Below are 20,319 nucleotides of genomic sequence, written 5' to 3'. Positions count from 1 at the left end.
CTTTCACCTTGCATCGAGGGAGTCGACATGACGCAACCGCCGCCGCCCGGCAACTATCCGCCTCCGCCGCCCGCCGGCAGCGGCGGCTTTCCCCCGCCGCAGCCGGGCCCGGCCGCGCCGAATTCGAACCTGGTGCTCGGCATCCTGACGACGCTGTTCTGCTGCCTGCCCTTCGGCATCGTGTCGATCGTCAAGGCCGCGCAGGTGAACGGACTGTGGGCACAGGGCCGCTATGCCGAGGCCCAGGCGTCCTCCGATGCCGCCAAGAAGTGGGCGATCTGGAGTGTCGTCGCCGCCGTCGCGGTGTGGATCATCTACGGCATCCTGTTCGCGACCGGCGCCGTGAACATGGACGTGGATACCTCGTCTTACTGATCGAATTGCCCACCCGACTCGGCGGTCCGCTGCTCGTGGGCGCCGCGGCGGCAGGCGTGTGTGCCGTCGTGTGGATCGGTGACCCGACCACACCGGGCGGGTTCCTCCCTGTCTGCCCGACGAAAACCCTTCTGGGCGTGGACTGTCCGGGCTGCGGGACACTGAGGATGATCTACTCGCTGCTGCACGGCGACATCGCGGCCGCGCTCCGGTTCAATGCGGTGGGCCTGGTGGCACTCGGATTTCTGATCGTCGCCTACGCGCTGTGGACCTACGGCCGCGTCATCGACCGCACGGTGGTGTCATGGCAACAGCACCGCTGGGCGGCGTGGGTGACCCTGGCCGTCGTCGCGGTCTGGTTCGTGGTGCGGATCCTGCCCTTCGAGCCGTTCACCGCACTGCGGGTGTGAGGCGACGGTCAGTTCTCGTCAGGGATCTGGTGATGGGTCTGCCAGCCCGCGGGCGCGTCGGGGTCGTCATTCTGGTGATCCAGCTTGTCCTGCTCGCGCCGCTGTTCGTCGGTGGCCTGCGTGGCGTCTTTCGGCGTGGCCGGTGAATCGTCGTGCTGTTCCACCGCGGAACCTCCAAGCGTCGTCGGGTGGGGACCAGGAACAGGTTCTCCGATCCGGGCCGGATGAAACACGATCCCGGGCCATCCTGGTCAGGTGATCCGGCCCGGCGAGAACAGCCAACTCGTGACGAAGATCGTGCCGAACACGATCACCAGCGACCCCGCGATGTGGACTCCGAGTGTCGCGGATTCACCGAGGGCAGCCTGGATGAACGTGTACACGAAAACCAGCCCCGCGAGCGCGGTCGCCCACCAGTCCCGCCTGCGGGTGTAGGCCAGCCCGGCCAGCGCGACGAACAAGCCGCCGGACACGACGTGCAGCACGATCGCGGCGGCGCCGTGGATATCCTTGAGCTCGCCTGTCTGCACCAGCACACCCGCGGTGCCGAACGACATCACGATGACGGCGCTGGTCGCCACGGCGAACACGCGGGAGGCGAGCAGGAACGGGCGGGTGTTCTGCTGCGGATCGACTGACGGCATGGCGTGTCCTCTCGTGGCACCGCGTCCGACTGGCACCGTGTCCGACTATCGCACCACCCATGCCTCGGCAACAAGGATGTAGCACAGGTGTTTCGGCCCGGAAATCTGCGCGGGGAACCCCTCTCGGGACAACTCTCCGGCGGAAGGTGGACCATGACAGACAGTGCCCGGCATGCGGCGATGGTTCTGTGGAACGGCATCGGCAGGCGGGATTTCCTGCGGGCCGTCGCGGCGGTCAGCGCGGGAGCCGGTGTCGCCGGCGTCGCCGCGGCGTGCGCGTCGGACACCGGGCAGTCATCGCCGTCCACGGCCGCAACGGACTTCGCCATTCTGCAGCCGGGTGCCGGTGATCCGGCCGGAGACCACTATCTGCAGTCGGTGCCCGACGAGGTGTTGTGGGGTTACGTGCCCACCGTGCACGCCGATCCGGTACTGCGGATGGCCTCGGGCCAGACGGTGACCGTCGACGCGGTCAGCCACGAGGGCATCCTGGAAGACCAGGGGCGGGATCCGGTCGCGTACTTCGGGTCCAAGGGCGTCTCGGAGTCCGAGGTGCTCGAGGATGCGATCGCGATCGCCGCCGAGTACGACCGCACGCCGAGGAATTTCGACAAGGACGGGCCTCACGTGGTGACCGGGCCGGTCTTCGTCGAAGGTGCCCAGCCCGGTGACGTCCTCAAAATCGAGATCTTGCAGGCGATTCCGCGGGTTCCGTACGGGGTTGTGTCCAGCAGGCACGGCAAAGGGGCGCTCGCCCGCACCGCCGACGGTGGACCGCCCGCGGGGATCACCCTCGCCGAGGTGATGCCGCCCGTCGACACCGACGGCAGGCCGAGCGAGGACCCGATGCGCTACGGCAACGTGTCGACGTTCACCGCGGTCGAGGACGGGCATGGGGTGATGAGCTACGGGCCCGCCCAGGTGCGGTTCCCGCTGCGTCCGTTCATGGGGATGATGGGGGTGGCCTACGCCCAGGACACCGAGATCACCGCCGCCGCAGCCAATTCGATCCCACCCACCGTCGGCGGCGGGAACATCGACATCCGGTTGCTCGGGGAGGGCGCCACGCTGTTCCTGCCAGTCTTCGCCGAGGGCGCGCTGTTCTACGTCGGCGATCCGCACATGGCCATGGGCGACGGGGAAGTGGCGCTGACCGCGATGGAGGGATCGCTGCGCGGCACCTACCGGTTGACTGTGTGCAAACCCGATTCGGGGGACGCACCGTCGGTCGCCTACCGCTATCCGTTCGGTGAGACGGCCGACGCGTGGGTGCCGGTCGGTCTGTCCGACCCCGACGGGTCGATCGGCGGCCAGGAATCCGACCTCGACGTCGCGATGAGACAGGCCGTGGTCAACGCGCTCGACTTCCTCGAGACCGACCGCGGGATGGACCGCGCCACCGCCTATGCGTATCTGTCGGCGGCAGCCGACTTCTCGGTCTCACAGGTGGTGGACCGCACCGTCGGAGTGCACGGCCAGATCTACAAATCCCACTTCCCGTCGGCCTGAGCGCGGGCCTCCAGCCGATCGGCGTCACTGGCGGGTTCGATCGCGATGCGCGAGATCAGACCCGCCGCGGTGGTGATGTCGAGGACCGCCCACGGGCGCCCACCCGGTGCGATCACGTGCACGTCGCGTCCGTTGACCCGCATCGGGGTGGCCGTACGGATCCGGTCGGCGAAACCGCGGGTCTCCCGCGCGACGGCCGCGGCGCCGGCGATTTCGGTGGCGGTGCCGGGCGCCACCAGCGACGGCTCGACGGTGCGCACGCAGTCAGGTGCCATCAACGCGAGCATCCCGTCGAGGTCGCCGCCGGAGGCCGCGCGCAGGAACGCGGTGACGATCTCGTCGTGGGTCGCAGCGCCGTGCGCGTCGACCGGGTGCGGCGCCGGACGCAGCCGAGCCCGGGCCCTGCTTGCGTGCTTCTTCGCATTCGACGGCGTGGTGTCGAGAACGCCGGCGATCTGCTCGAACGGCACGGAGAACAGGTCGTGCAGCACGTACGCCACGCGTTGCTGCGGGGTCAGGACCCTCAGCAGCACCATCAGCGCCCGCGAGATGTCCTGGCGGCGAAGGAAGTCCTCGTCGGCGGCCGAGGCGAACTCGGGCTCGGGGTCGACACGCGCGGTGAGGAGTTCGCGGCGGCGACGGTCCCGCAGGTGATCCAGGCACACCCGGGTCACCACTGTCGTCAGCCATGCCGCCGGGCTGTCGATCTCGGACACCGACGCCGACTGCACCCGCAACCAGCTGGTCTGGACGGCGTCCTCGGCGTCGTGAACCGACCCCAGCAGCCGGTGCGCGACCGCCAGCAGTCGCGGGCGGGACGCCTCGAATTCGGAATCGAATGTCATCGTCGGTCACCTTCCGCCCGGGCCAATCGTCAACAGGGTGAAAGTCATTGATCTACAGGCTCGGGAGGAAACGTGACGAGCATACTCACGACACTGGCGGTGCTGACGGTAGCGTGCGCCGCCGCGAACGCGGCCATCGCGATCGCGGATCTGGCCCGCGCCCCGTTCGTGCTGGCGAATTCGGCCGAGGTCGGCGTCGCACCGCGATGGATTCCGTACCTGGCCTCGCTGAAGTTGGCGGGGGCGCTCGGCCTGCTGGCCGGCTTCGTCCTCACCCCGTGGCTCGGGCTGGCCGCCGCGCTCGGGGTGACAGCCTTCTTCGTCGGCGCGGTGGCGGTGCATGTGCGCACCGGGGTGTTGCACAACATCGCGTTTCCGGCGACGTACCTGGTGCTGGCCGTTGCGGCGCTCGGCTATTTCACCGTCGCCGCAGCAGCGCCGTGAGGGACTCCGGTCAACTTTGTTGGGGTTGTCGAACTTTCCTGGTTGATATCCCAAACTTATTGCGAGAGATGATGTTTCGCCGCGGTTGAGTTGCGGGGTGGGTCAGGGCGCATGTACGGTGGCTCCAACGAAGGGGAGTAGCCCCCAATCGGCAATCGACATACTGGCCTGATGGCGTTCGCGTCTGAGGCCCGGTTGTCCGGACCGGTCACCGACCGGTGGGCGAGACCTTCGGCCGCAGAACGTACTTGGCTGCCGGCCGGAGGCGTCTCCACGTTTCTCCAGCGGTAGCCCTCGACACGAGGAGCACCGTGCTCGCCGCACTGCTGTTGAGCTTCGCCGTCATCTTCGTCGCCGAGTTGGGGGACAAGACCCAGCTGGTGGCGATGATGTTCGCCCTGCGCTACCGCTGGTGGGTGGTGCTGGCCGCGATCACATTCGCGACCACGCTGGTGCACGTGCTGTCGGTGGCCATCGGGCATTACCTCGGCGCGGCGCTGCCCGGCCATCTGCTGGGCCTGATCGCGGGCGCGATGTTCGTGTTCTTCGGGCTGTGGACGCTGCGCGGAGACAGCCTGTCCGACGACGAGACGTCGCGCGCCGAGAAGGCGACCGCGCCTGCGTTCTTCGTCGTCACGTCGGCGTTCGTGCTCGCCGAGCTCGGGGACAAGACGATGCTCGCGACCGTCACGCTCGCCTCCGACAACAACTGGCTGGGCGTGTGGGTGGGTTCGACACTCGGCATGGTGGCCGCGGACGGGCTCGCCATCGTCGTCGGTGCGGTGCTCGGCAAGAAGCTGCCCGAGCGGTTCATCCAGATCGGCGCCGCGGCATTGTTCCTGGTCTTCGGCGCCTACATGCTGATGGAGAACGCGTTCCCGGCGCTGCCGGTGCTGCTCGTCGGCGGTATCTCGGTGGCGATCGTGGCGGCACTGGCCGGACTCGTGCGGGCGCTGCCGGAACGCATGCGGCCCCCGGTGCTCCGCCCGCAGCCGGCGCCCGACGAGGTCGACGCCTGAATCAGATCGCGACGACCGAGCGGATCGCGATCTGATCGGTCTCGCAGTGGCGGCACGTCAACGGCCGTACCTTGAGCCGGACGTTGGCGATCCGCAGTGCGCGCCGGCACATCGGATACGGACAACCGCACGACAGCGTCACCCACCACTGCGCCGGATGGGCCAGTGGACCGCAGAACTTGCGGCAGGTGCACTGGATTTCCGGGTCGAAGTCCAGCTCCGCCAGCGACGGTTCGTGCAGTGTGGTCACGGGGACCAAGGCTAAAGTTCTGGTCGAGACTTTTGCGGTAGGCGCGCGCGAGCGATGTCGGCCGAACTCCGGGTCAGCGCCGACCGGTGACATGGGAGGCGGCGTCGCCCGGCAGTCGCAGGGTTTCCACCAACGTGAGCGCCATCAGCCCGCCGAGCGCCAGGAACGTCCACGAGTACGACGTCGTCACCGTCAACAGCAGCGCGGCGACGGCGATCCCCAGCCCTGCACCGAGTTCCTGCACCGTCGCGTTCAGCGTGTTGGCGTGCGTCAACTCGTCCCCGTCGACGTCGGCGAACGCGAGGCTGTTGTACGCGGTGAAACCGATGGACCGCAGCGCTCCGCTGACATAGAGCACGGCCGCGATCACCACGACGGGGGTGCCCGGCTCCAGGAGCGCCAGCACACCGAACCACCCGACCGACAAGATCGCGTTCACCAGCAGCACCCGTTTGATGCCGAAGCGCCGCATCAGCGGCGTGGTCAGCGGTTTGATCGTCAGATTGCCCAGGAACAGCGCGGCCACCATCAAACCGGCGGTGAACGCCGACCAGCCGAACTCCAGCTGGAACATCAGGGGCAGCAGGAACGGCACCGCGGTGATCACGAGACGGTACAGCGAACCCCCGGACACCGTGATCCGCAACGAGCGCACCCGCAGTACCGACAGTCGCACCAACGGGGAGGCCGCGCGCCGCAGGTGCCACAGCGCACCGCCCAGCAGGATCACCGCGGCGACCAGGCCGACGCCGACGAACGTCCAGTCGGTGCCGCTGACCCGGATGTGCTCCAGCGCCACCAGCGCCGCGGCGATCCCGGCACCGACCAGCAGCAGACCTTTCCAGTCCAGCGGCCTCGGGGTCGGGGACGGGCCGCCGCGGATCAGCTTGAACGCCAACGCCAGTCCCACGATGCCGACGGGGACGTTGACCAGAAAGATCCACCGCCACGACCCCAGGGTGGCGATGGCCCCGCCGAGCACCGGCGCGACCACCGGGGCGGTCAACGCGGGCCAGGTGAGCAGAGCGATCGCCCGCACCAGGTCGGCTTTCGCGCTGAACCGCAGCACGGCGAGGCGACCGACGGGCACCATCATCGCGCCGCCCACGCCCTGCAGCACGCGCATCGCCACCAGCATCCCCAACGAGGTGCTCAACGCACATCCGAGCGACGCCACGGTGAACACGACCACCGCGGTGAGGAAGACGGGACGGATGCCGAACCGGTCGGCCATCCAACCGCTGGCCGGGATCAGGACGGCGGCGGTGAGCAGGTAGCAGGACACCGCGACGTTCACGTCGACGGGGGCGACTCCGAAGGTGTCGGCGATGGCCGGAATTGCCGGCGCCATGATGGTGGCGTCGAGGATCTCCATGAACATGGCGCCGGCCACCAGAAGTGCCATACCCCGCGGGAACGAGGACGGGGCGGCTGAGGACACGGGATCCAAACCTAGACGGGTGCCGATGGCGGCGCCCGCCGGGGACAGCTCAGTTGCAGACGAGGGACACCGCGACCTTGCGCCGGGGCACCACGGTGAACACGTTGAAGTCGTCGTCGTCGACGAAGAACTGCTGCGCCGGGGCCGGCAGGCTGCGCACCCCGGACACCGTGCATTCCGACAGCGGCGCGTTTCCGACCCGGCTGATGCGCACGTCGACACCCTGCGCGCGCAACTGGTTGATGGTCGTCTGCGCGTCTTCGGCGTGCGCGGGGGAGGCGAGGGCGAGCGCAGCGGCCAGCGGCAACAGACCTGCGGCGAGGGTTCTTCTCATGGGGTGACTCCTTGCGACGATGCGGCGTTGATGTGTCGCCGCGATGGATGACACCAATCGTCGTGACCCTGCGGGGGCCGTGCTTGGAGGTTCTGTGGAGATCGGGTGGAGAACTCCCGGTGACTAACTCCCGGTGACTTCTGTCAGCCGCCGACCACGTGGTCGTAGGTCGGGCAGTACGCGCCGACCGCGGCAATCATCAGGTGGGTGGCCTGGTATTCGTCGACGCCCTCGCCCAACAGGTTGGCGATGATGTCGGCCCGGATCCGGGCCGGGTCGACGTTGTTCACAGACCCTTCGGCGACGACGTCGCAAACGTTGTTACCGGCCTCGACGGCCTGCTCCGCAGTGCCGAACTGAAGTCCCAGGTGTGCGACGGCGGCCAGGAACGCGGCATCGGCGTCGGTGGCGTGGGCGATGGGGGCGAGGGCAAGCGCGGCGGCGCCTGCCGCGATGACCGACAGCCCGATGTTGTGCGCGCGCATACAGCCTCCTGTGAAAGGTCTGTGCGGATGGTAGCTGCGAGTCCGCGCCGGACCAGGGATTTTGGGTGTTCGGTGCTGACGAGTCCGGATTGTTCGCCGCGGTCGGCTCTTCGCTACCCTGTATGCGGTTGTCGCGGGTTCGACACCGGGTTCAGACTGCAGCCTCCCGCCGATGATGTACTCCCGCGCTGACCGGGGTACACGATGAGACGAGGCTTTTTACGTGCAGCAATTCACCGAACATGAGGTTGACGGTGTCGCCGTCGTCGCGGCCGTCGGTGCCGTGGACATGCTGACGGCGCCGCAGCTGCAGGACGCGATCACCGCCGCGGCGCAGCGCAAGCCGGCCGGCCTCGTCGTGGACATGACGCAGGTGGATTTCCTGGGTTCTGCCGGCATGCAGGTCTTGATGACCAGCCGAAAGCAGCTCGACGCCGGCATCAAATTCGCGGTCGTCGCCGACGGTCCTGCCACGAGCAGGCCCCTGAAGATCACCGGGATCACCGACTACGTGGAGGTGTACCCGACGCTCGACATCGCACTGCGCAACCTGACCGGCTGATAAAATAGGTCGGGCGCCGTCACCTGCGCAGGTAGATTGGGCTGTAATGACCGTCACGTCGATACGCAGCAGGTCTGCCGACTGTCGAAGCTTCTCGATAGCCTCGACGTCGCTGGTCCTGTCGTGCCGAACCGAGGGGTTGGACGCCGACCGGCACACGACCGTCTCGGTCGGCGGGGAGATCGACGCCCACAACGCCAAGCAGTTCGCCCACCTGGTCCGCGAGGCCGCGGCCGGTTCCGCGGCGCTCGTCCTGGACCTGACCGAGGTGAACTTCCTGGCCTTCGACGGCGCATCGGCGCTGTACGCGATCAGCGCACACCTCGCCCGCGAGGACATCGGGTGGTGCGTCGTTCCGAGCCCGGCAGTGACGCGGGTGGTGAAGCTCTGCGACCCCGAGGGCCTGATCCCGCTGCGGGAGATCCCGTCGGTGCGCGGCGTCAAACCGGCCTGATCGGAGATATCGGCGGATTTGCTGTCGTGTCGCTGTGTGATCTGCCGCTCACTTTGCCCGGCAAACCTAAGAATTGAACTCCGGGCAATCTTCGTCACACCCCGCCCAGCCGCTTGCCGGCGAACCCGCCCGCGCAGCTCAGGGGGTGATTCCGTATTGCTAACAAAATGTAACGGTGTGGTAACGAAGAAATTATTAAGCGCAGTCTGAGAAGGTGGTCCGCCATTCGCCGGCTGCGCGATTTCGCTTGTGCCGACCTTGATTTCGCGTGGCTACACTCGATTCAGACCGCTTCCGAAAACCGGAAGCGAAATGCCGAGATAGGCCCGGAATCTAGAGCCCGGTAGAGCTTTACCGGCGGAGGTACCCAGACATATGGCTAACTTTTCGTTGCCCAAGGGGCACGTGTTGCACAACCGCAAGAACGTTACTGATGGGGTCGACGAGTCTGCTGTGAACACTCCGGCCGGCGACGTGGTGCTTGAGCGCCGGGTCACCTCGGCGCGCCGCCCGATCGGTGATCTCGCCGCCGGCAGCGCCGCGGTGGTCATCGCCAACGCCGGCGACGACACCGTCTCGGTGCTCGACACCGCAAACCTCCGGATGTCCGGCGCGATCGCCGTCGACGGGGAACCCGTCGCAGTGGCCGTCGCCGACGACCGCGCCTACGTGGCGGTCGCCGCCGACAGCCACGACGCGGTCGCCGTCGTCGACCTCGACACCCACACCGTCACCGCGACCTATCCCGTCGCGTCCGGGGTGACCGCCCTCGCGGTCAGCCCCGACGGCAAGCGGGTCTACCTCGGCCGGTCGGCGCAGGATCGCGTCGACGTCGCCGTCCTCGATGTCACCGCCGAGCGTGTCGGCACCATCGGGATCGGACGCGGCCCGGCCGCCAACATCGACGCGATGATCGCCGACCCCAACGGCAAGCGGCTCTATCTCGGCGTCACCGACGCCGACGGCAGCCGGCTGATCGTCGTGGACGTGGAAACCAACCGTGTCGGACGCGTGGTGCCGATCGGCTCCCCGATCCGCGACCTCGGATACGCGGGGGACGCCGTCTACGTGCTGACCTCCGACCGCGCGGTCGGCGGTGCCGTGCATGTCGTCGACCTGGCGACACTGCGGATCACCGACTCGGTCAGCCTCCGCGGTGCGCCGACGCAGCTCGTGATGAGCGCCGACCAGACCCGGGCCTACATCGTGGACTACGACCGGGTGGCGACGCTGTGCACGCTGTCCCTCGACGTGGTCGACTCGTTGCGGGTCGACGCCCGGCCTTCTTGCGTGGCCCAGAGTGCGGACGGCACCCGGCTCTACATCGCCGACTATGCCGGCGGGGTCAGCGTCTTCTCGGTCGAGTCGTCGATCGAGGCGCTGTACAACCAGTTCCTCGCGACCGATCCGATCGCGGCGAACCCGCCGCGCATCCTGCAGGCCGCCGGGGTCTAACGCCACTGGTAGCGCGTCTTCGGCCGCCCCGCCCCGCCGTAGTCGGTGTGCCTGCGCACCGTGCCCTCGTCGGCCAGTCGCTCGAGGTAGCGCCACGCGGTCACGCGTGAGACCCCGACCTGCTTGGCGACCGCGTCAGCGGTGACGCCGTCGACAGAATCCCGTACCGCGCGGGCGATCTCGTCATTGGTGCCCGGTGCCGCGCCCTTGGGTGCGGCCGCCCGGTCGGCTCCGATCCGAAGCTCGGAGAGCGCGCGGTCGACTTCGGCCTGACTGGCCGCATCCGTTCCGGCCGGCAGCGCCTCCCGATAGCGGCGGTAGCGTTCCAGCCGTTCGCGGAACGCGGCGAAGGTGAACGGTTTGAGCAGATACGCCAGCGCCCCGTGCCCGACGGCGGCACGCACCATCTCCAGATCGCGTTCGGAGGTGATCGCGATGATGTCCGGTGCCGGACGCAGCCCGGACAGCGCCGACGCCAGCGAGATCCCGCTGGCGTCGGGCAGGCCGATGTCGAGCAGCACCAGATCGATCGGGGTGTCGGACGCTGTGGCCTCGGACGCCGCCCGCATCGCATCGCGCGCGGTGTGGGCGACCGCCGCGACCGAAAAGCCGTCAAGCCGAGCAAGATACGCCTGATGCGCCTCGGCGATCAGCGGCTCGTCCTCGACGATCAGAACGGTGATCACGGCATCTCCTCGGGCACCGTCGCGGTGACCACCGACCCGTAGGTCACATCCGCCGACAGCGTCCCGCCGTGGCGTTTGACCACCTGAGCCACCAACGCCAGCCCGAGGCCGTGCCCGCCGGCGTCGGCGCCGGCCTTGGTCGAGTATCCGCGCTGCATCGCCTTCTCGAAAGTCCGCTCGTCCATGCCGTTTCCACTGTCGGCGACCTGGACCAGCAGTCGGCCGTCGCGCTGATTGATCGTCACCTCGACCCACGGGTTCTCCGGATCGCAAGCATCCATCGCGTTGTCGATCAGATTGCCCGCGACGGTGACCATCTCCTGACCGGACAGCAGCAGAGCGTCGGTGTCCGAGGGCAATTCGGTGTCCTCGGTGACGGTCAGCTCGATACCGCGCTCGCCGGCCTGAGCCGCCTTGCCGAGCAGCAGCGCCACCACGGCGGGTTCGCCGACGGCCGCCGACAAGCGGTCGACGAGCCGCTGGGACAGGTCGAGTTCGGCGGTCGCGAACCGCACCGCGTCGTCGGCACGGCCCATCTCGACCATGGTGACGACGGTGTGCAGTTTGTTCGCGGCCTCGTGCGCCTGGGCGCGCAACGAGTCGGTCAGCACCTTGAGCGAGTTGAGTTCCCCCAGGGCGCCCTGTAATTCGGTCCGGTCGCGGATCGTGACGACCTCGGATCCGGTGGCGCCGTTCTGCACCGGGGAGCGGTTGACCACCAGCACGCGGTCGTCGGTGACATGGATTTCATCGCGGGCGCCGGGGTTGTACGTGCGCAGGAACTCCGGCAGGTCGGCCGGTACCACCCGGCCGTCGGGCAGCGACAACAGCCGGCGGGCCTCGTCGTTGACCAGTGCCACGCCGCTGGGGTCCGCCGCGTCGAGCACGATGAGGCCCTCTGACACCGAGTGCAGGATCGCGTCGTGGTGGTCGTACATGACCCGCAGCTCGTCGGGCGCCAGACCGTGGGTCTGACGCAACAGGCGGCGCCGGATACCCCACACCCCGGCCAGTGAGATCGCCAGTGCGCCAACGCCGACCGCCGCGATCACGGGCCACTGCGCGCGCCAGCGTTCGGCCAGGCTCTGCTGCAGGATGCCCGCGGCGACGAGCCCGATGACCCGGCTGTCGGAGTCGTAGACCGGCACGATGGCGCGGATGGACGGTCCCAGCGTTCCGGTGTAGACCTCGGTGAACGATTCCCCGCGTAGCGCGGGCTCGATGGTGCCGAGGTACTCGCCGCCGATCTGGGCCGGATCGGTGTGCGTGTACCGGGTCCGGTCGGGCGCCATGATCGTGATGAACGCGATGTCGGTGCTGCGGCGCACCAACTCCGTGACCGGCTGCAGGGTTTCGGTGGCGTGGCCCTCCTCGATCGCCTGCGCGGTCGACGGCGAATCCGCCAGCGCGGTCGCGATGCCCAGCACCTGGTCTCTGGCGGCGGCGTCTCCGTCGCGGCGGGCGTCGAACAGCGCCAGCGCGCTGCCTGCCATCACGACCACCGCGATCACCAGGACCTGCAGCGCGATGGCCTGACCGGCCAGCGACCTCGGCCACGGCAACCGGCGACCTGGTCGCATCGGCGCACCCTCCGTCGTGAACGTAATGAACTAAACCGTGACCTGGGTCACGTCGTCGGTGAGCATCTTTCCAGACCCAATCGCCGAGCTGCGTGCCTAAGGAGTTCCGATGACCACCACGATGGACAGACCCGCCCCCGGGCCGGTACCCGAGCCGCCGAAGCGGCGCGACCGCACCCACTGGCTCTACATCGCCGTGATCGTGGCGGTGATCGCCGGTGTCGCGGTCGGCATCCTCGCCCCCGACGTGGGCAAGAGCGTCGGAGTGCTCGGCACGATGTTCGTCGCGCTGATCAAGATGATGATCGCGCCGGTCATCTTCTGCACGATCGTGCTGGGCATCGGATCGGTGCGCAAGGCCGCGACCGTCGGCAAGGTCGGCGGTCTCGCCTTCGTCTACTTCCTGGCGATGTCGACGTTCGCGCTGGCCATCGGCCTCGTCGTCGGCAACATCCTGCATCCGGGCACCGGCCTCAACGTCACGGACACGGCGGGCAAGGGTGCCGAACTCGCCGACAAGGCGCACGAGGCCGGCGGTCTGATGGACTTCGTCCAGGGCATCATCCCGACGTCGATGTTCTCGGCACTGACCGAGGGCAGTGTGCTGCAGGCGCTGTTCATCGCGCTGCTGGTCGGTTTCGCGCTGCAGGGTCTCGGCTCGGCGGGCCAGCCCATCCTGCGCGGTATCGAGCACCTGCAGAAGCTGGTCTTCAAGGTGCTGGTGATGATCCTGTGGCTGGCCCCGATCGGCGCGTTCGGTGCGATCGCCAACGTCGTCGGCCAGACCGGCTGGGCCGCGGTCGGTCAGCTGCTGGCGTTGATGCTGGGCTTCTACCTGACCTGTGTGATCTTCGTGTTCGGCGTGCTCGGCGCGCTGCTGCGGGTGGTGTCGGGGGTGTCGATCTTCAAGCTGGTCCGCTACCTGGCCCGCGAGTACCTGCTGATCGTGTCGACCTCGTCGTCGGAGTCGGCGCTGCCGCGCCTGATCGCGAAGATGGAGCATCTCGGCGTCGACCGCTCGACCGTCGGCGTCGTCGTCCCGACCGGCTACTCGTTCAACCTCGACGGCACCGCGATCTACCTGACGATGGCGTCGCTGTTCATCGCCGGCGCACTGGGCGACCCGCTGTCGGTGGGGGAGCAGATCGGCCTGCTGGTGTTCATGATCGTCGCGTCCAAGGGTGCGGCGGGGGTGACCGGCGCCGGGCTGGCGACGCTGGCCGGCGGCCTGCAGGCCCACCGCCCGGACCTGCTCGACGGGGTCGGGTTGATCGTCGGCATCGACCGGTTCATGTCCGAGGCGCGAGCGCTGACCAACTTCTCCGGCAATGCGGTCGCGACGCTGCTGGTCGGGTCGTGGACGCACACCCTGGACAAGGCGAAGGTGGATTCCGTTCTGGCAGGCCGAGATCCGTTCGACGAGCTCACCATGCTGGATTCAGACCACGGCTCGCGTGTCGAAGAGCCGACGCAGGAGAAGGCCCCTGCGGCGGTGTAGGGCACACGCAGGAAAGCCCGGTCGGATCCCTCGCCGGCCGGGCTTTCTGCTGCCGCGAGCAGACACAAACTCGCGGCGACACGCGTCGACACGCCGGAGTATGTGTCTGCTCGCGGGGGAAAGGGGAGGGGCTACCTACCGCTCGGCGCGCTGGTAGGCGGTCACCACGGCGGCGCCGCCGAGACCGATGTTGTGCTGCAGGGCCGCGGTCACACCGTCGACCTGACGCTTGTCGGCGGTACCGCGCAGCTGCCAGGTCAGCTCGCTGCACTGCGCCAGACCGGTCGCTCCCAGCGGATGCCCCTTCGAGATCAGCCCGCCGGACGGGTTCACCACCCAGCGTCCACCGTAGGTGGTGTCGTTGTCGTCGATGAGCTTCGGCGCCTCGCCGGGCCCGCACAATCCGAGGGCCTCGTAGAGAAGCAGTTCGTTGGCCGAGAAGCAGTCGTGCAGTTCGATCACCTGGAAGTCCTCCGGGCCCAGCCCCGACTGCTGGTAAACCTGCTGTGCCGCTTGGACGTTCATGTCGTAACCGATGATGTTGGCGGCGCTGCCGTCGAACGTCGACGCGAAGTCGGTGGTCATTGCCTGGCCGACGATCTCGACCGCCTGCCCGGCGAGGTCGTGGCGGGCCACGTAGTCCTCGCTGGCCAGTACCACCGCGGCCGACCCGTCGGAGGTCGGCGAGCACTGCAGCTTGGTCAGCGGATCGGAGATCATCTTGGCGCCGAGGATGTCGTCGAGCGAGTACTCGTCCTGGAACTGCGCGTACGGGTTGTTCACCGAATGCTTGTGGTTCTTGAACCCGATCTTCGCGAAATGCTCTGCGGTCGTGCCGTACTTCTTCATGTGTTCGCGCCCCGCGGCGCCGAACATCCACGGCGCGACCGGGAAGGCGAACTCGTCGATCTCGGCCAGCGCCTTGACGTGCCGTCCCAGCGGGGATTCCCGGTCCTGGGCTCCGCCGCCCAGCGAGCCCGGTTGCATCTTCTCGAAGCCCAGCGCGAGCACACAGTCGGCCAACCCGCCGCGGATCGACTGGGCGGCGAGGTAGAGCGCCGTCGAGCCGGTCGAGCAGTTGTTGTTGACATTGACGATCGGGATGCCCGTCATGCCGAGTTCGTAGAGTGCCCGCTGTCCCGACGTCGAGTCACCCGAGCAGTAGCCGACGAAGCCCTGCTGGATCTCGGTGTAGGCGACCCCGGCGTCCTCGAGCGCCTTGGTTCCCGACTCGCGGGCCATGTCGGGGTAGTCCCAGCCTTCCCGCCGGCCGGGCTTCTCGAACTTCGTCATCCCGACCCCGACCACGAACACTCGGTTCATCACATTCCCTTTCGCCACATTGCGTATCTAGGCACGTTAACGCGGACCACCCGAGCATCGACCACCAGTTGTGCAGATCTCCGTCGGCGGCCGCCGCGCCTGGTGTACATCTAAATAGAACGTGTTCTAGTTCTATCTTCCGGGAAGGGGACGAGATGGCGCTGCGCGTCGTGCAATGGGCCACCGGCGGGGTCGGTGTCGCCGCGATCCGCGGGGTCCTCGACCACCCCGAGCTCGAACTGGTCGGCTGCTGGGTGCATTCGGACGCCAAGGCGGGCCGCGACGTCGGCGACATCGTCGGCACCGCGCCGCTGGGTGTGATCGCCACCAATAGCGTGGACGAGATCCTGGCGCTGGACGCCGACGCGGTCATCTACACCCCGCTGCTGCCGAACCCTGACGAGGTCACCGCGTTGCTGCGGTCGGGAAAGAACGTCGTCAGCCCGGTCGGCTGGTTCTACCCGTCGGAGAAGGAGGCCGCGCCGCTGCGGGCCGCCGCCGAGGCGGGTGGGGTCACCCTGCACGGCACCGGAATCGCGCCCGGCGGGATCAGTGAGAAGTTCCCGCTGTTGATGTCGGCGATGTCGACCGGCGTGACTTTCGTTCGCGCCGAGGAGTTCTCGGACCTGAGGACCTACGAGGCACCCGACGTGCTGCGGTATGTCATGGGCTTCGGCGACACCCCGGACAAGGCGCTGTCCGGGCCGATGCAGAAACTGCTCGACGGCGGATTCGTCCAGTCGGTGCGGATGATCGTCGACGCGATGGGATTCGCCGCCGAGCCCAAGATCCGCTCGTCGCAGGAGATCGCGGTCGCCACCGCGCCGATCGACTCTCCGTTGGGTGCGATCGAGCCCGGCCAGGTCGCCGCGCGCCGCTTCCACTGGGAGGCACTCGTCGGCGACGACGTCGTCGTCCGGGTCACCGTGAACTGGCTGATGGGTGAGGAGAATCTGGATCCGGCATGGGATTTCGGTCCCGAAGGGCAGCGCTACGAGATGGAGGTGCGGGGCAACCCGGACTTCACGGTGGTGATCAAGGGATTCCAGTCGGAGTTCGGCGAGCACGGGCCCGAATCGGGGATCGTCGCGACCGCGGCGCACTGCGTGAACTCGGTGCCCGCCGTGTGCGCCGCGCCGCCGGGCGTCAGCACCTACCTCGACCTGCCCTTCATCAGCGGTAAAGCCGCATCCGGCCTCGGTACGGGCCCGCGGTGACTACTATCGGGGCATGGCTCTCGCCCGTGCGATGACGCCCCGCTCTGGCCTCGGCGAAGAGTCGCCCTGATGTGCCGGCTGTTCGGTCTGCACGCCGGCAAGCCCGTCTCGGCGACGTTCTGGTTACTCGACGCGCCGGACAGTCTCGCCCGGCAGAGTCACAAGAACCCGGATGGCACCGGGATCGGGGTGTTCGAACAGTCCGGTGCACCGATGGTGTCCAAGCAACCCGTCGCGGCCTGGACGGACCCCGAATTCACCCGCGAGGCCGTCGAATACACCGGCACGACGTTCATCGCCCACGTGCGCTACGCCACGACCGGCGGGTCGGCCGCGGTCAACACCCATCCGTTCCTGCAGGACGGCAGGCTCTTCGCGCACAACGGCGTGGTGGAGGGGCTGGACTCGATGGACGCGCGGCTCAAGGAGTTGTCCGCACGTGATCTGGTGCTCGGGCAGACGGACTCGGAGCGGGTGTTCGCGCTCATCACCGCGTCGGTGCGCCGCCACGGCGGAGACGTCGGAGCGGGGCTGGTGGAGGCGATGACCTGGATCGCCGGCAACGTCCCCCTGCACGCGGTCAACATTCTGCTGTGTACGGCGACCGACATGTGGGCCCTGCGCTATCCCGACACGCACGACCTGTTCATCCTCGACCGGCGCCGTCCCGCCGAGCATGCGGCATTCGAATTGCGCAGCAACAGGATTCACGCGCGGTCGGAGCACCTGATGGATTCACCCTCGGTGGTCTTCGCGACCGAGACCATGGACGACGACCCCGCCTGGCGGCTCCTGGAGCCGGGTGAACTGGTGCACGTCGGACCCGATCTGGAGATCAGCAGCGTGTCCGGCGCGATACCCGAACCCCGCCACCAACTCACCCTCGCCGAGCTGAATCCCGCCGCGGCGGTCAGCCAGAGTGTCCGGTAGCCGGCGCGCCGCAAACTAGAATCGCGGCGACCGCGGGAGCAGGTGCCCCGCGACAGGAAGGCAGCGTGAACAGTAACGGGACCCTGAGCGCACTCGTCCTCGCCGGCGGCGGACTCGCCGGAATCGCCTGGGAGACCGGCGTGCTGCTCGGCATCGTCGAGGAAGCGCCCGAGGTCGGCCGGCGGCTGCTCGGCGCCGACGTCCTGCTCGGAACCTCGGCCGGATCGACCGTCGGGGCTCAGCTGTGCAGCGGCGTGCCCCTGGAGCAGTTGTACGAACGGCAACTGTCCGAGGAATACGGCGCCCACGAGATCCATCCCGGGGTGTCGATCGAGACGATCACCGAGCTGTTCCTCACCGCGATGACCACCCCGGATACGACGAAAGCGCGGAAGCTCCAGAAGATCGGTGCGGTCGCGGCGAGCACCGACACGGTGGACGAAGCGGTGCGCCGCACGGTGATCGAGCACCGCCTTCCGTCCCATGTCTGGCCGCAGCGCGACCTGCGCGTCACCGCCGTCGACATCGACACCGGCGAGTTGTCGGTGCTGACGGCGGGCTCCGGGGTCGCACTGGTCGACGCCGTCGCGGCCAGCTGTGCGGTTCCCGGGGTGTGGCCCCCGGTCACCATCGGTGGCCGGCGCTACATGGACGGCGGCGTGGCCAGCACCGTCAACATGTCCGCCGTGTCGGACTGCGCGTCCGCGGTCGCGCTGGTGCCGTCGGCGGCCGACGGCCCGTCACCGTGGGGCGCCGGCACGGCGGCCGAGATCGAGGCCTTTCCGGGTGCGACGCTGGCGGTCTTCGCCGACCGCGAGGCGCTGGCGGCGTTCGGGCCGAATCCGCTCGACCCGGCATGCCGGGCGCCCGCGGCACGGGCGGGCAGGGAGCAGGGGCGCCGTGAGGCCGCGCGACTGGCCGACTTCCTGTCAGGGCTCTGAGTCCGCGCGCTCCAAGGTGTCGAGCGCGACGCTGGCCAGTTCCTGGCCGATCTCGATGACCTCGGCGGCCCGGTGGAAGTCGAGACTGCGGCACACCGTGCGCGGAACCTCGATAAGCAGGTCCGGCGGATAAGCCGCGAGGATATGGCGTGCCAGCGCGGCCTGGGCGATGTCGATGGAACGGTTCATCACCTCGAAACTGTTCAACTTCGGCAACTCGTGCCCTGTCGTCTCCACCGACTCGTCGAGGGGTTCGTCGTCGGCCGCGACGAACCGGCCCAGCACCGCGCGCCCGGTCGGGGTCTCCAGCAGCGAGTGCGCGGTCTTGTTGTCGAACAACGACGAACTGCTGCGCCACATCCGGCTGAGCCAGTCGGTCGTGGGCTGGCGCGCGTCCTGCACGCGTTGTTCGGCCGCCGGGGCCTCACCGGCCAGGCTGACCGCGATCGTGACGTCGGCGGGCGCGGCGGCGATCGGGGCCATCGGGAGCGGATCCAGAATGCCCCCGTCGCCGAGCAGTCGCCCGTCGAGCACGTGCGGGGTGATCAGGCCGGGGATCGCGATCGAGGCCCTGATCGCATCGTCGACCCGGCCGCGCTGCATCCACACCGATTTGCCCGTGACCAGGTCGGTCGCCACCGAGGTGTACGGGATCGGCAGCTCCTCGATGGTGACATCGCCCAGGATGTCGCGGACGGCGTCGAGGATCCTGCCCGCCCTGAGCACCCCGGCCGACGTGATCGACGGATCGAGCAGCCGGAGCACCGCCCGCTGGGTCAAACCGCTTGCCCAGAGCGTGAATTCGTCGAGTTTGTCGGCGGCCTCCAATCCGCCGACGAGCGCTCCCATCGACGAGCCGGAGATGCCGACCACGTCGTGGCCGCGCTCGCGTAGCTCGTTGAGGACTCCGATGTGGGCGTAGCCGCGTGCTCCGCCGCTGCCCAGCGCCAGTGCGACCCGCATCTGCTCATTCTGGCCTATATGAGGGGGCGGCGCCCCATTGACATGCAGCCATTTGGCTGCCTATTGTCAGACATGTAGCCATAAGGCTGCATATGTGGGAGAACTAGAGGCATGGACGAGGTGTTCCGCGCGCTCGCCGACCCGAGTCGGCGGCGTCTTCTCGACAGCTTGAACGCCCGCAACGGGCAGAGCCTGAGAGAACTGTGCGCCGGGCTGGACATGGCCCGGCAATCGGTGAGCAAGCACCTGAAGGTGCTCGAGGACGCCAACCTCATCAGCACCGTGTGGCAAGGCCGCGAGAAACTGCACTACCTGAACGCCGAACCCATCAACGCCATCGCCGACCGCTGGATCAACCACTACGACCGACTGCGGGCGCAGACGCTCGCGGACCTGAAAACAGCATTGGAGCGGAATTCCATGGCGCACAACAACGATTTCGTCTACACCACCTACATCAGGACCACCCCCGAGCTGCTCTGGCAGGCCGTCACCGACCCGGCGTTCTCGGAGCGCTACATGGGCCACGGGTTGGTGACCGACTGGAAGGTGGGCTCGACTTTCCAATGGCGCGACGGCGACTTGAACATCGCCGGACCCGAGCAGGTCGTCCTCGAATGCGACCCCTATCGCAGGCTGGCATTCACCTTCCACACCTTCACCAAGGACCTCACCGCGGTCGGATTGTCCGAAGAGATCATCGAACGGGCCGCCGCCGAACCGCGGTCGACGGTCACGTTCGACATGGAACCGGTCGACGACGGCCGGGTGAAACTCACCGTGACCCACACCGGATTCCCGGAGGAAAGCACTGTGCGCCAGCTGGTCTCAGGCGGCTGGCCGTCGAAGCTGTCGGATCTCAAGAGCCACCTGGAGCAGCAACCCGCGGTACTGGGCAGCTAGGAGCCTGCTGAATTAGTGGGTTTCTGGTGTGGCGTCAGGCCGATGATCATG

The 20,319-nt window shown here is 68.1% G+C and carries 24 protein-coding genes; 13 read left to right on the top strand and 11 right to left on the bottom strand.

All coding sequences use genetic code 11. The annotated features are described in order from the left end of the window. Window positions 1–27: 27 nt before the first annotated feature. Window positions 28–375, top strand: coding sequence for a CD225/dispanin family protein (locus BST38_RS14650; protein ID WP_083144064.1), 348 nt, complete (start codon window positions 28–30; stop codon window positions 373–375). A gap of 5 nt (window positions 376–380) precedes the next feature. Then, entirely contained in the window at window positions 381–785 is a 405-nt protein-coding gene (locus tag BST38_RS14645; protein WP_237160804.1) for a DUF2752 domain-containing protein, read from the top strand. Between the two features lie 8 nt (window positions 786–793). Here BST38_RS14645 and BST38_RS29360 read toward each other — a convergent pair whose 3' ends face one another. Both BST38_RS29360 and BST38_RS14640 read right to left on the bottom strand, forming a co-directional pair. Next, complete coding sequence (locus BST38_RS29360; protein WP_165761593.1) at window positions 794–949, bottom strand: hypothetical protein; 156 nt, start codon at window positions 947–949, stop codon at window positions 794–796. Window positions 950–1,036: 87 nt separating this feature from the next. After that, window positions 1,037–1,429, bottom strand: a complete 393-nt coding sequence (locus BST38_RS14640) for a hypothetical protein (RefSeq protein WP_083144063.1) — start codon at window positions 1,427–1,429, stop codon at window positions 1,037–1,039. A gap of 153 nt (window positions 1,430–1,582) precedes the next feature. Between BST38_RS14640 and BST38_RS14635 the strand changes: the two genes are divergently transcribed. Beyond that, complete coding sequence (locus tag BST38_RS14635) at window positions 1,583–2,938, top strand: acetamidase/formamidase family protein (RefSeq protein WP_083144062.1); 1,356 nt, start codon at window positions 1,583–1,585, stop codon at window positions 2,936–2,938. On the opposite strand, the gene BST38_RS14630 is transcribed toward BST38_RS14635, so the two are convergent. Continuing rightward, window positions 2,911–3,783, bottom strand: coding sequence for a sigma-70 family RNA polymerase sigma factor (locus BST38_RS14630; protein ID WP_083144061.1), 873 nt, complete (start codon window positions 3,781–3,783; stop codon window positions 2,911–2,913). The genes BST38_RS14635 and BST38_RS14630 overlap by 28 nt on opposite strands. A gap of 81 nt (window positions 3,784–3,864) precedes the next feature. Between BST38_RS14630 and BST38_RS14625 the strand changes: the two genes are divergently transcribed. Together BST38_RS14625 and BST38_RS14620 are read left to right on the top strand one after the other, a co-directional pair. Beyond that, window positions 3,865–4,227 carry a DoxX family protein gene (locus tag BST38_RS14625; protein ID WP_083144162.1) on the top strand — a complete coding sequence of 121 codons (363 nt, stop codon included), beginning with the start codon at window positions 3,865–3,867 and terminating at the stop codon, window positions 4,225–4,227. Between the two features lie 311 nt (window positions 4,228–4,538). Continuing rightward, window positions 4,539–5,246: a TMEM165/GDT1 family protein gene (locus BST38_RS14620; protein WP_083144060.1), complete on the top strand. Its 708-nt coding sequence runs from the start codon at window positions 4,539–4,541 to the stop codon at window positions 5,244–5,246. A 1-nt stretch (window position 5,247) separates the two neighbouring features. On the opposite strand, the gene BST38_RS14615 is transcribed toward BST38_RS14620, so the two are convergent. The 4 genes from BST38_RS14615 to BST38_RS14600 form a co-directional block, all read right to left on the bottom strand. Beyond that, complete coding sequence (locus BST38_RS14615) at window positions 5,248–5,496, bottom strand: hypothetical protein (protein ID WP_083144059.1); 249 nt, start codon at window positions 5,494–5,496, stop codon at window positions 5,248–5,250. Window positions 5,497–5,569: 73 nt separating this feature from the next. After that, window positions 5,570–6,901, bottom strand: a complete 1,332-nt coding sequence (locus BST38_RS14610) for an MFS transporter (RefSeq protein ID WP_083144058.1) — start codon at window positions 6,899–6,901, stop codon at window positions 5,570–5,572. 85 nt (window positions 6,902–6,986) lie between these two features. Next, the gene (locus BST38_RS14605) at window positions 6,987–7,271 is read right to left on the bottom strand and encodes a hypothetical protein (protein WP_083144057.1); all 285 of its coding nucleotides are present in this window, start codon (window positions 7,269–7,271) and stop codon (window positions 6,987–6,989) included. 143 nt (window positions 7,272–7,414) lie between these two features. After that, window positions 7,415–7,756 carry a DUF732 domain-containing protein gene (locus BST38_RS14600; RefSeq protein ID WP_083144056.1) on the bottom strand — a complete coding sequence of 114 codons (342 nt, stop codon included), beginning with the start codon at window positions 7,754–7,756 and terminating at the stop codon, window positions 7,415–7,417. A gap of 223 nt (window positions 7,757–7,979) precedes the next feature. Between BST38_RS14600 and BST38_RS14595 the strand changes: the two genes are divergently transcribed. The 3 genes from BST38_RS14595 to BST38_RS14585 all read left to right on the top strand — a co-directional run bounded on the left by BST38_RS14595 (window position 7,980) and on the right by BST38_RS14585 (window position 10,227). Next, window positions 7,980–8,318, top strand: a complete 339-nt coding sequence (locus tag BST38_RS14595; protein ID WP_083144055.1) for an STAS domain-containing protein — start codon at window positions 7,980–7,982, stop codon at window positions 8,316–8,318. 46 nt (window positions 8,319–8,364) lie between these two features. Further along, a complete protein-coding gene (locus BST38_RS14590; RefSeq protein WP_083144054.1) occupies window positions 8,365–8,772 on the top strand; it encodes an STAS domain-containing protein in 408 nt (135 codons plus the stop codon). Window positions 8,773–9,147: 375 nt separating this feature from the next. After that, window positions 9,148–10,227, top strand: coding sequence for an MmpL3/TtfA transport complex stabilizer (locus BST38_RS14585; RefSeq protein ID WP_181792073.1), 1,080 nt, complete (start codon window positions 9,148–9,150; stop codon window positions 10,225–10,227). Here the strand turns inward: BST38_RS14585 and BST38_RS14580 are convergent. Together BST38_RS14580 and BST38_RS14575 are read right to left on the bottom strand one after the other, a co-directional pair. After that, entirely contained in the window at window positions 10,224–10,913 is a 690-nt protein-coding gene (locus BST38_RS14580) for a response regulator (RefSeq protein WP_083144052.1), read from the bottom strand. The two genes, BST38_RS14585 and BST38_RS14580, sit on opposite strands and share 4 nt — an antisense overlap. Then, window positions 10,910–12,493 (bottom strand): sensor histidine kinase, encoded by a 1,584-nt coding sequence (locus BST38_RS14575; RefSeq protein WP_083144051.1) that lies wholly within the window; start codon window positions 12,491–12,493, stop codon window positions 10,910–10,912. The genes BST38_RS14580 and BST38_RS14575 overlap by 4 nt, the downstream gene beginning before the upstream one ends. Before the next feature lie 109 nt (window positions 12,494–12,602). Between BST38_RS14575 and BST38_RS14570 the strand changes: the two genes are divergently transcribed. Continuing rightward, window positions 12,603–13,991, top strand: a complete 1,389-nt coding sequence (locus tag BST38_RS14570) for a cation:dicarboxylate symporter family transporter (RefSeq protein ID WP_083144050.1) — start codon at window positions 12,603–12,605, stop codon at window positions 13,989–13,991. A 135-nt stretch (window positions 13,992–14,126) separates the two neighbouring features. Here BST38_RS14570 and BST38_RS14565 read toward each other — a convergent pair whose 3' ends face one another. Further along, entirely contained in the window at window positions 14,127–15,314 is a 1,188-nt protein-coding gene (locus BST38_RS14565; protein WP_083144049.1) for a lipid-transfer protein, read from the bottom strand. Between the two features lie 155 nt (window positions 15,315–15,469). Here BST38_RS14565 and BST38_RS14560 point away from each other — a divergent pair, with 155 nt between their 5' ends. The 3 genes from BST38_RS14560 to BST38_RS14550 all read left to right on the top strand — a co-directional run bounded on the left by BST38_RS14560 (window position 15,470) and on the right by BST38_RS14550 (window position 18,402). Further along, window positions 15,470–16,531: an NAD(P)H-dependent amine dehydrogenase family protein gene (locus tag BST38_RS14560; protein ID WP_083144048.1), complete on the top strand. Its 1,062-nt coding sequence runs from the start codon at window positions 15,470–15,472 to the stop codon at window positions 16,529–16,531. Window positions 16,532–16,600: 69 nt separating this feature from the next. Beyond that, window positions 16,601–17,461: a class II glutamine amidotransferase gene (locus tag BST38_RS14555; RefSeq protein WP_083144047.1), complete on the top strand. Its 861-nt coding sequence runs from the start codon at window positions 16,601–16,603 to the stop codon at window positions 17,459–17,461. 65 nt (window positions 17,462–17,526) lie between these two features. Then, on the top strand, window positions 17,527–18,402 hold the full coding sequence (locus BST38_RS14550; RefSeq protein ID WP_083144046.1) for a patatin-like phospholipase family protein: 876 nt from the start codon (window positions 17,527–17,529) through the stop codon (window positions 18,400–18,402). On the opposite strand, the gene BST38_RS14545 is transcribed toward BST38_RS14550, so the two are convergent. Next, complete coding sequence (locus BST38_RS14545) at window positions 18,391–19,365, bottom strand: patatin-like phospholipase family protein (protein WP_083144045.1); 975 nt, start codon at window positions 19,363–19,365, stop codon at window positions 18,391–18,393. The two genes, BST38_RS14550 and BST38_RS14545, sit on opposite strands and share 12 nt — an antisense overlap. 111 nt (window positions 19,366–19,476) lie before the next feature. Here BST38_RS14545 and BST38_RS14540 point away from each other — a divergent pair, with 111 nt between their 5' ends. After that, window positions 19,477–20,268, top strand: coding sequence for an ArsR/SmtB family transcription factor (locus BST38_RS14540; RefSeq protein ID WP_083144044.1), 792 nt, complete (start codon window positions 19,477–19,479; stop codon window positions 20,266–20,268). The last annotated feature ends 51 nt before the right edge of the window (window positions 20,269–20,319 follow it).

Source organism: Mycolicibacterium parafortuitum (assembly GCF_002086815.1).
Taxonomy (GTDB): Bacteria; Actinomycetota; Actinomycetes; order Mycobacteriales; family Mycobacteriaceae; genus Mycobacterium; species Mycobacterium parafortuitum.
Note: the sequence above shows the minus strand (reverse complement) of the source record. Positions and strands in the feature narration are given on the sequence as shown.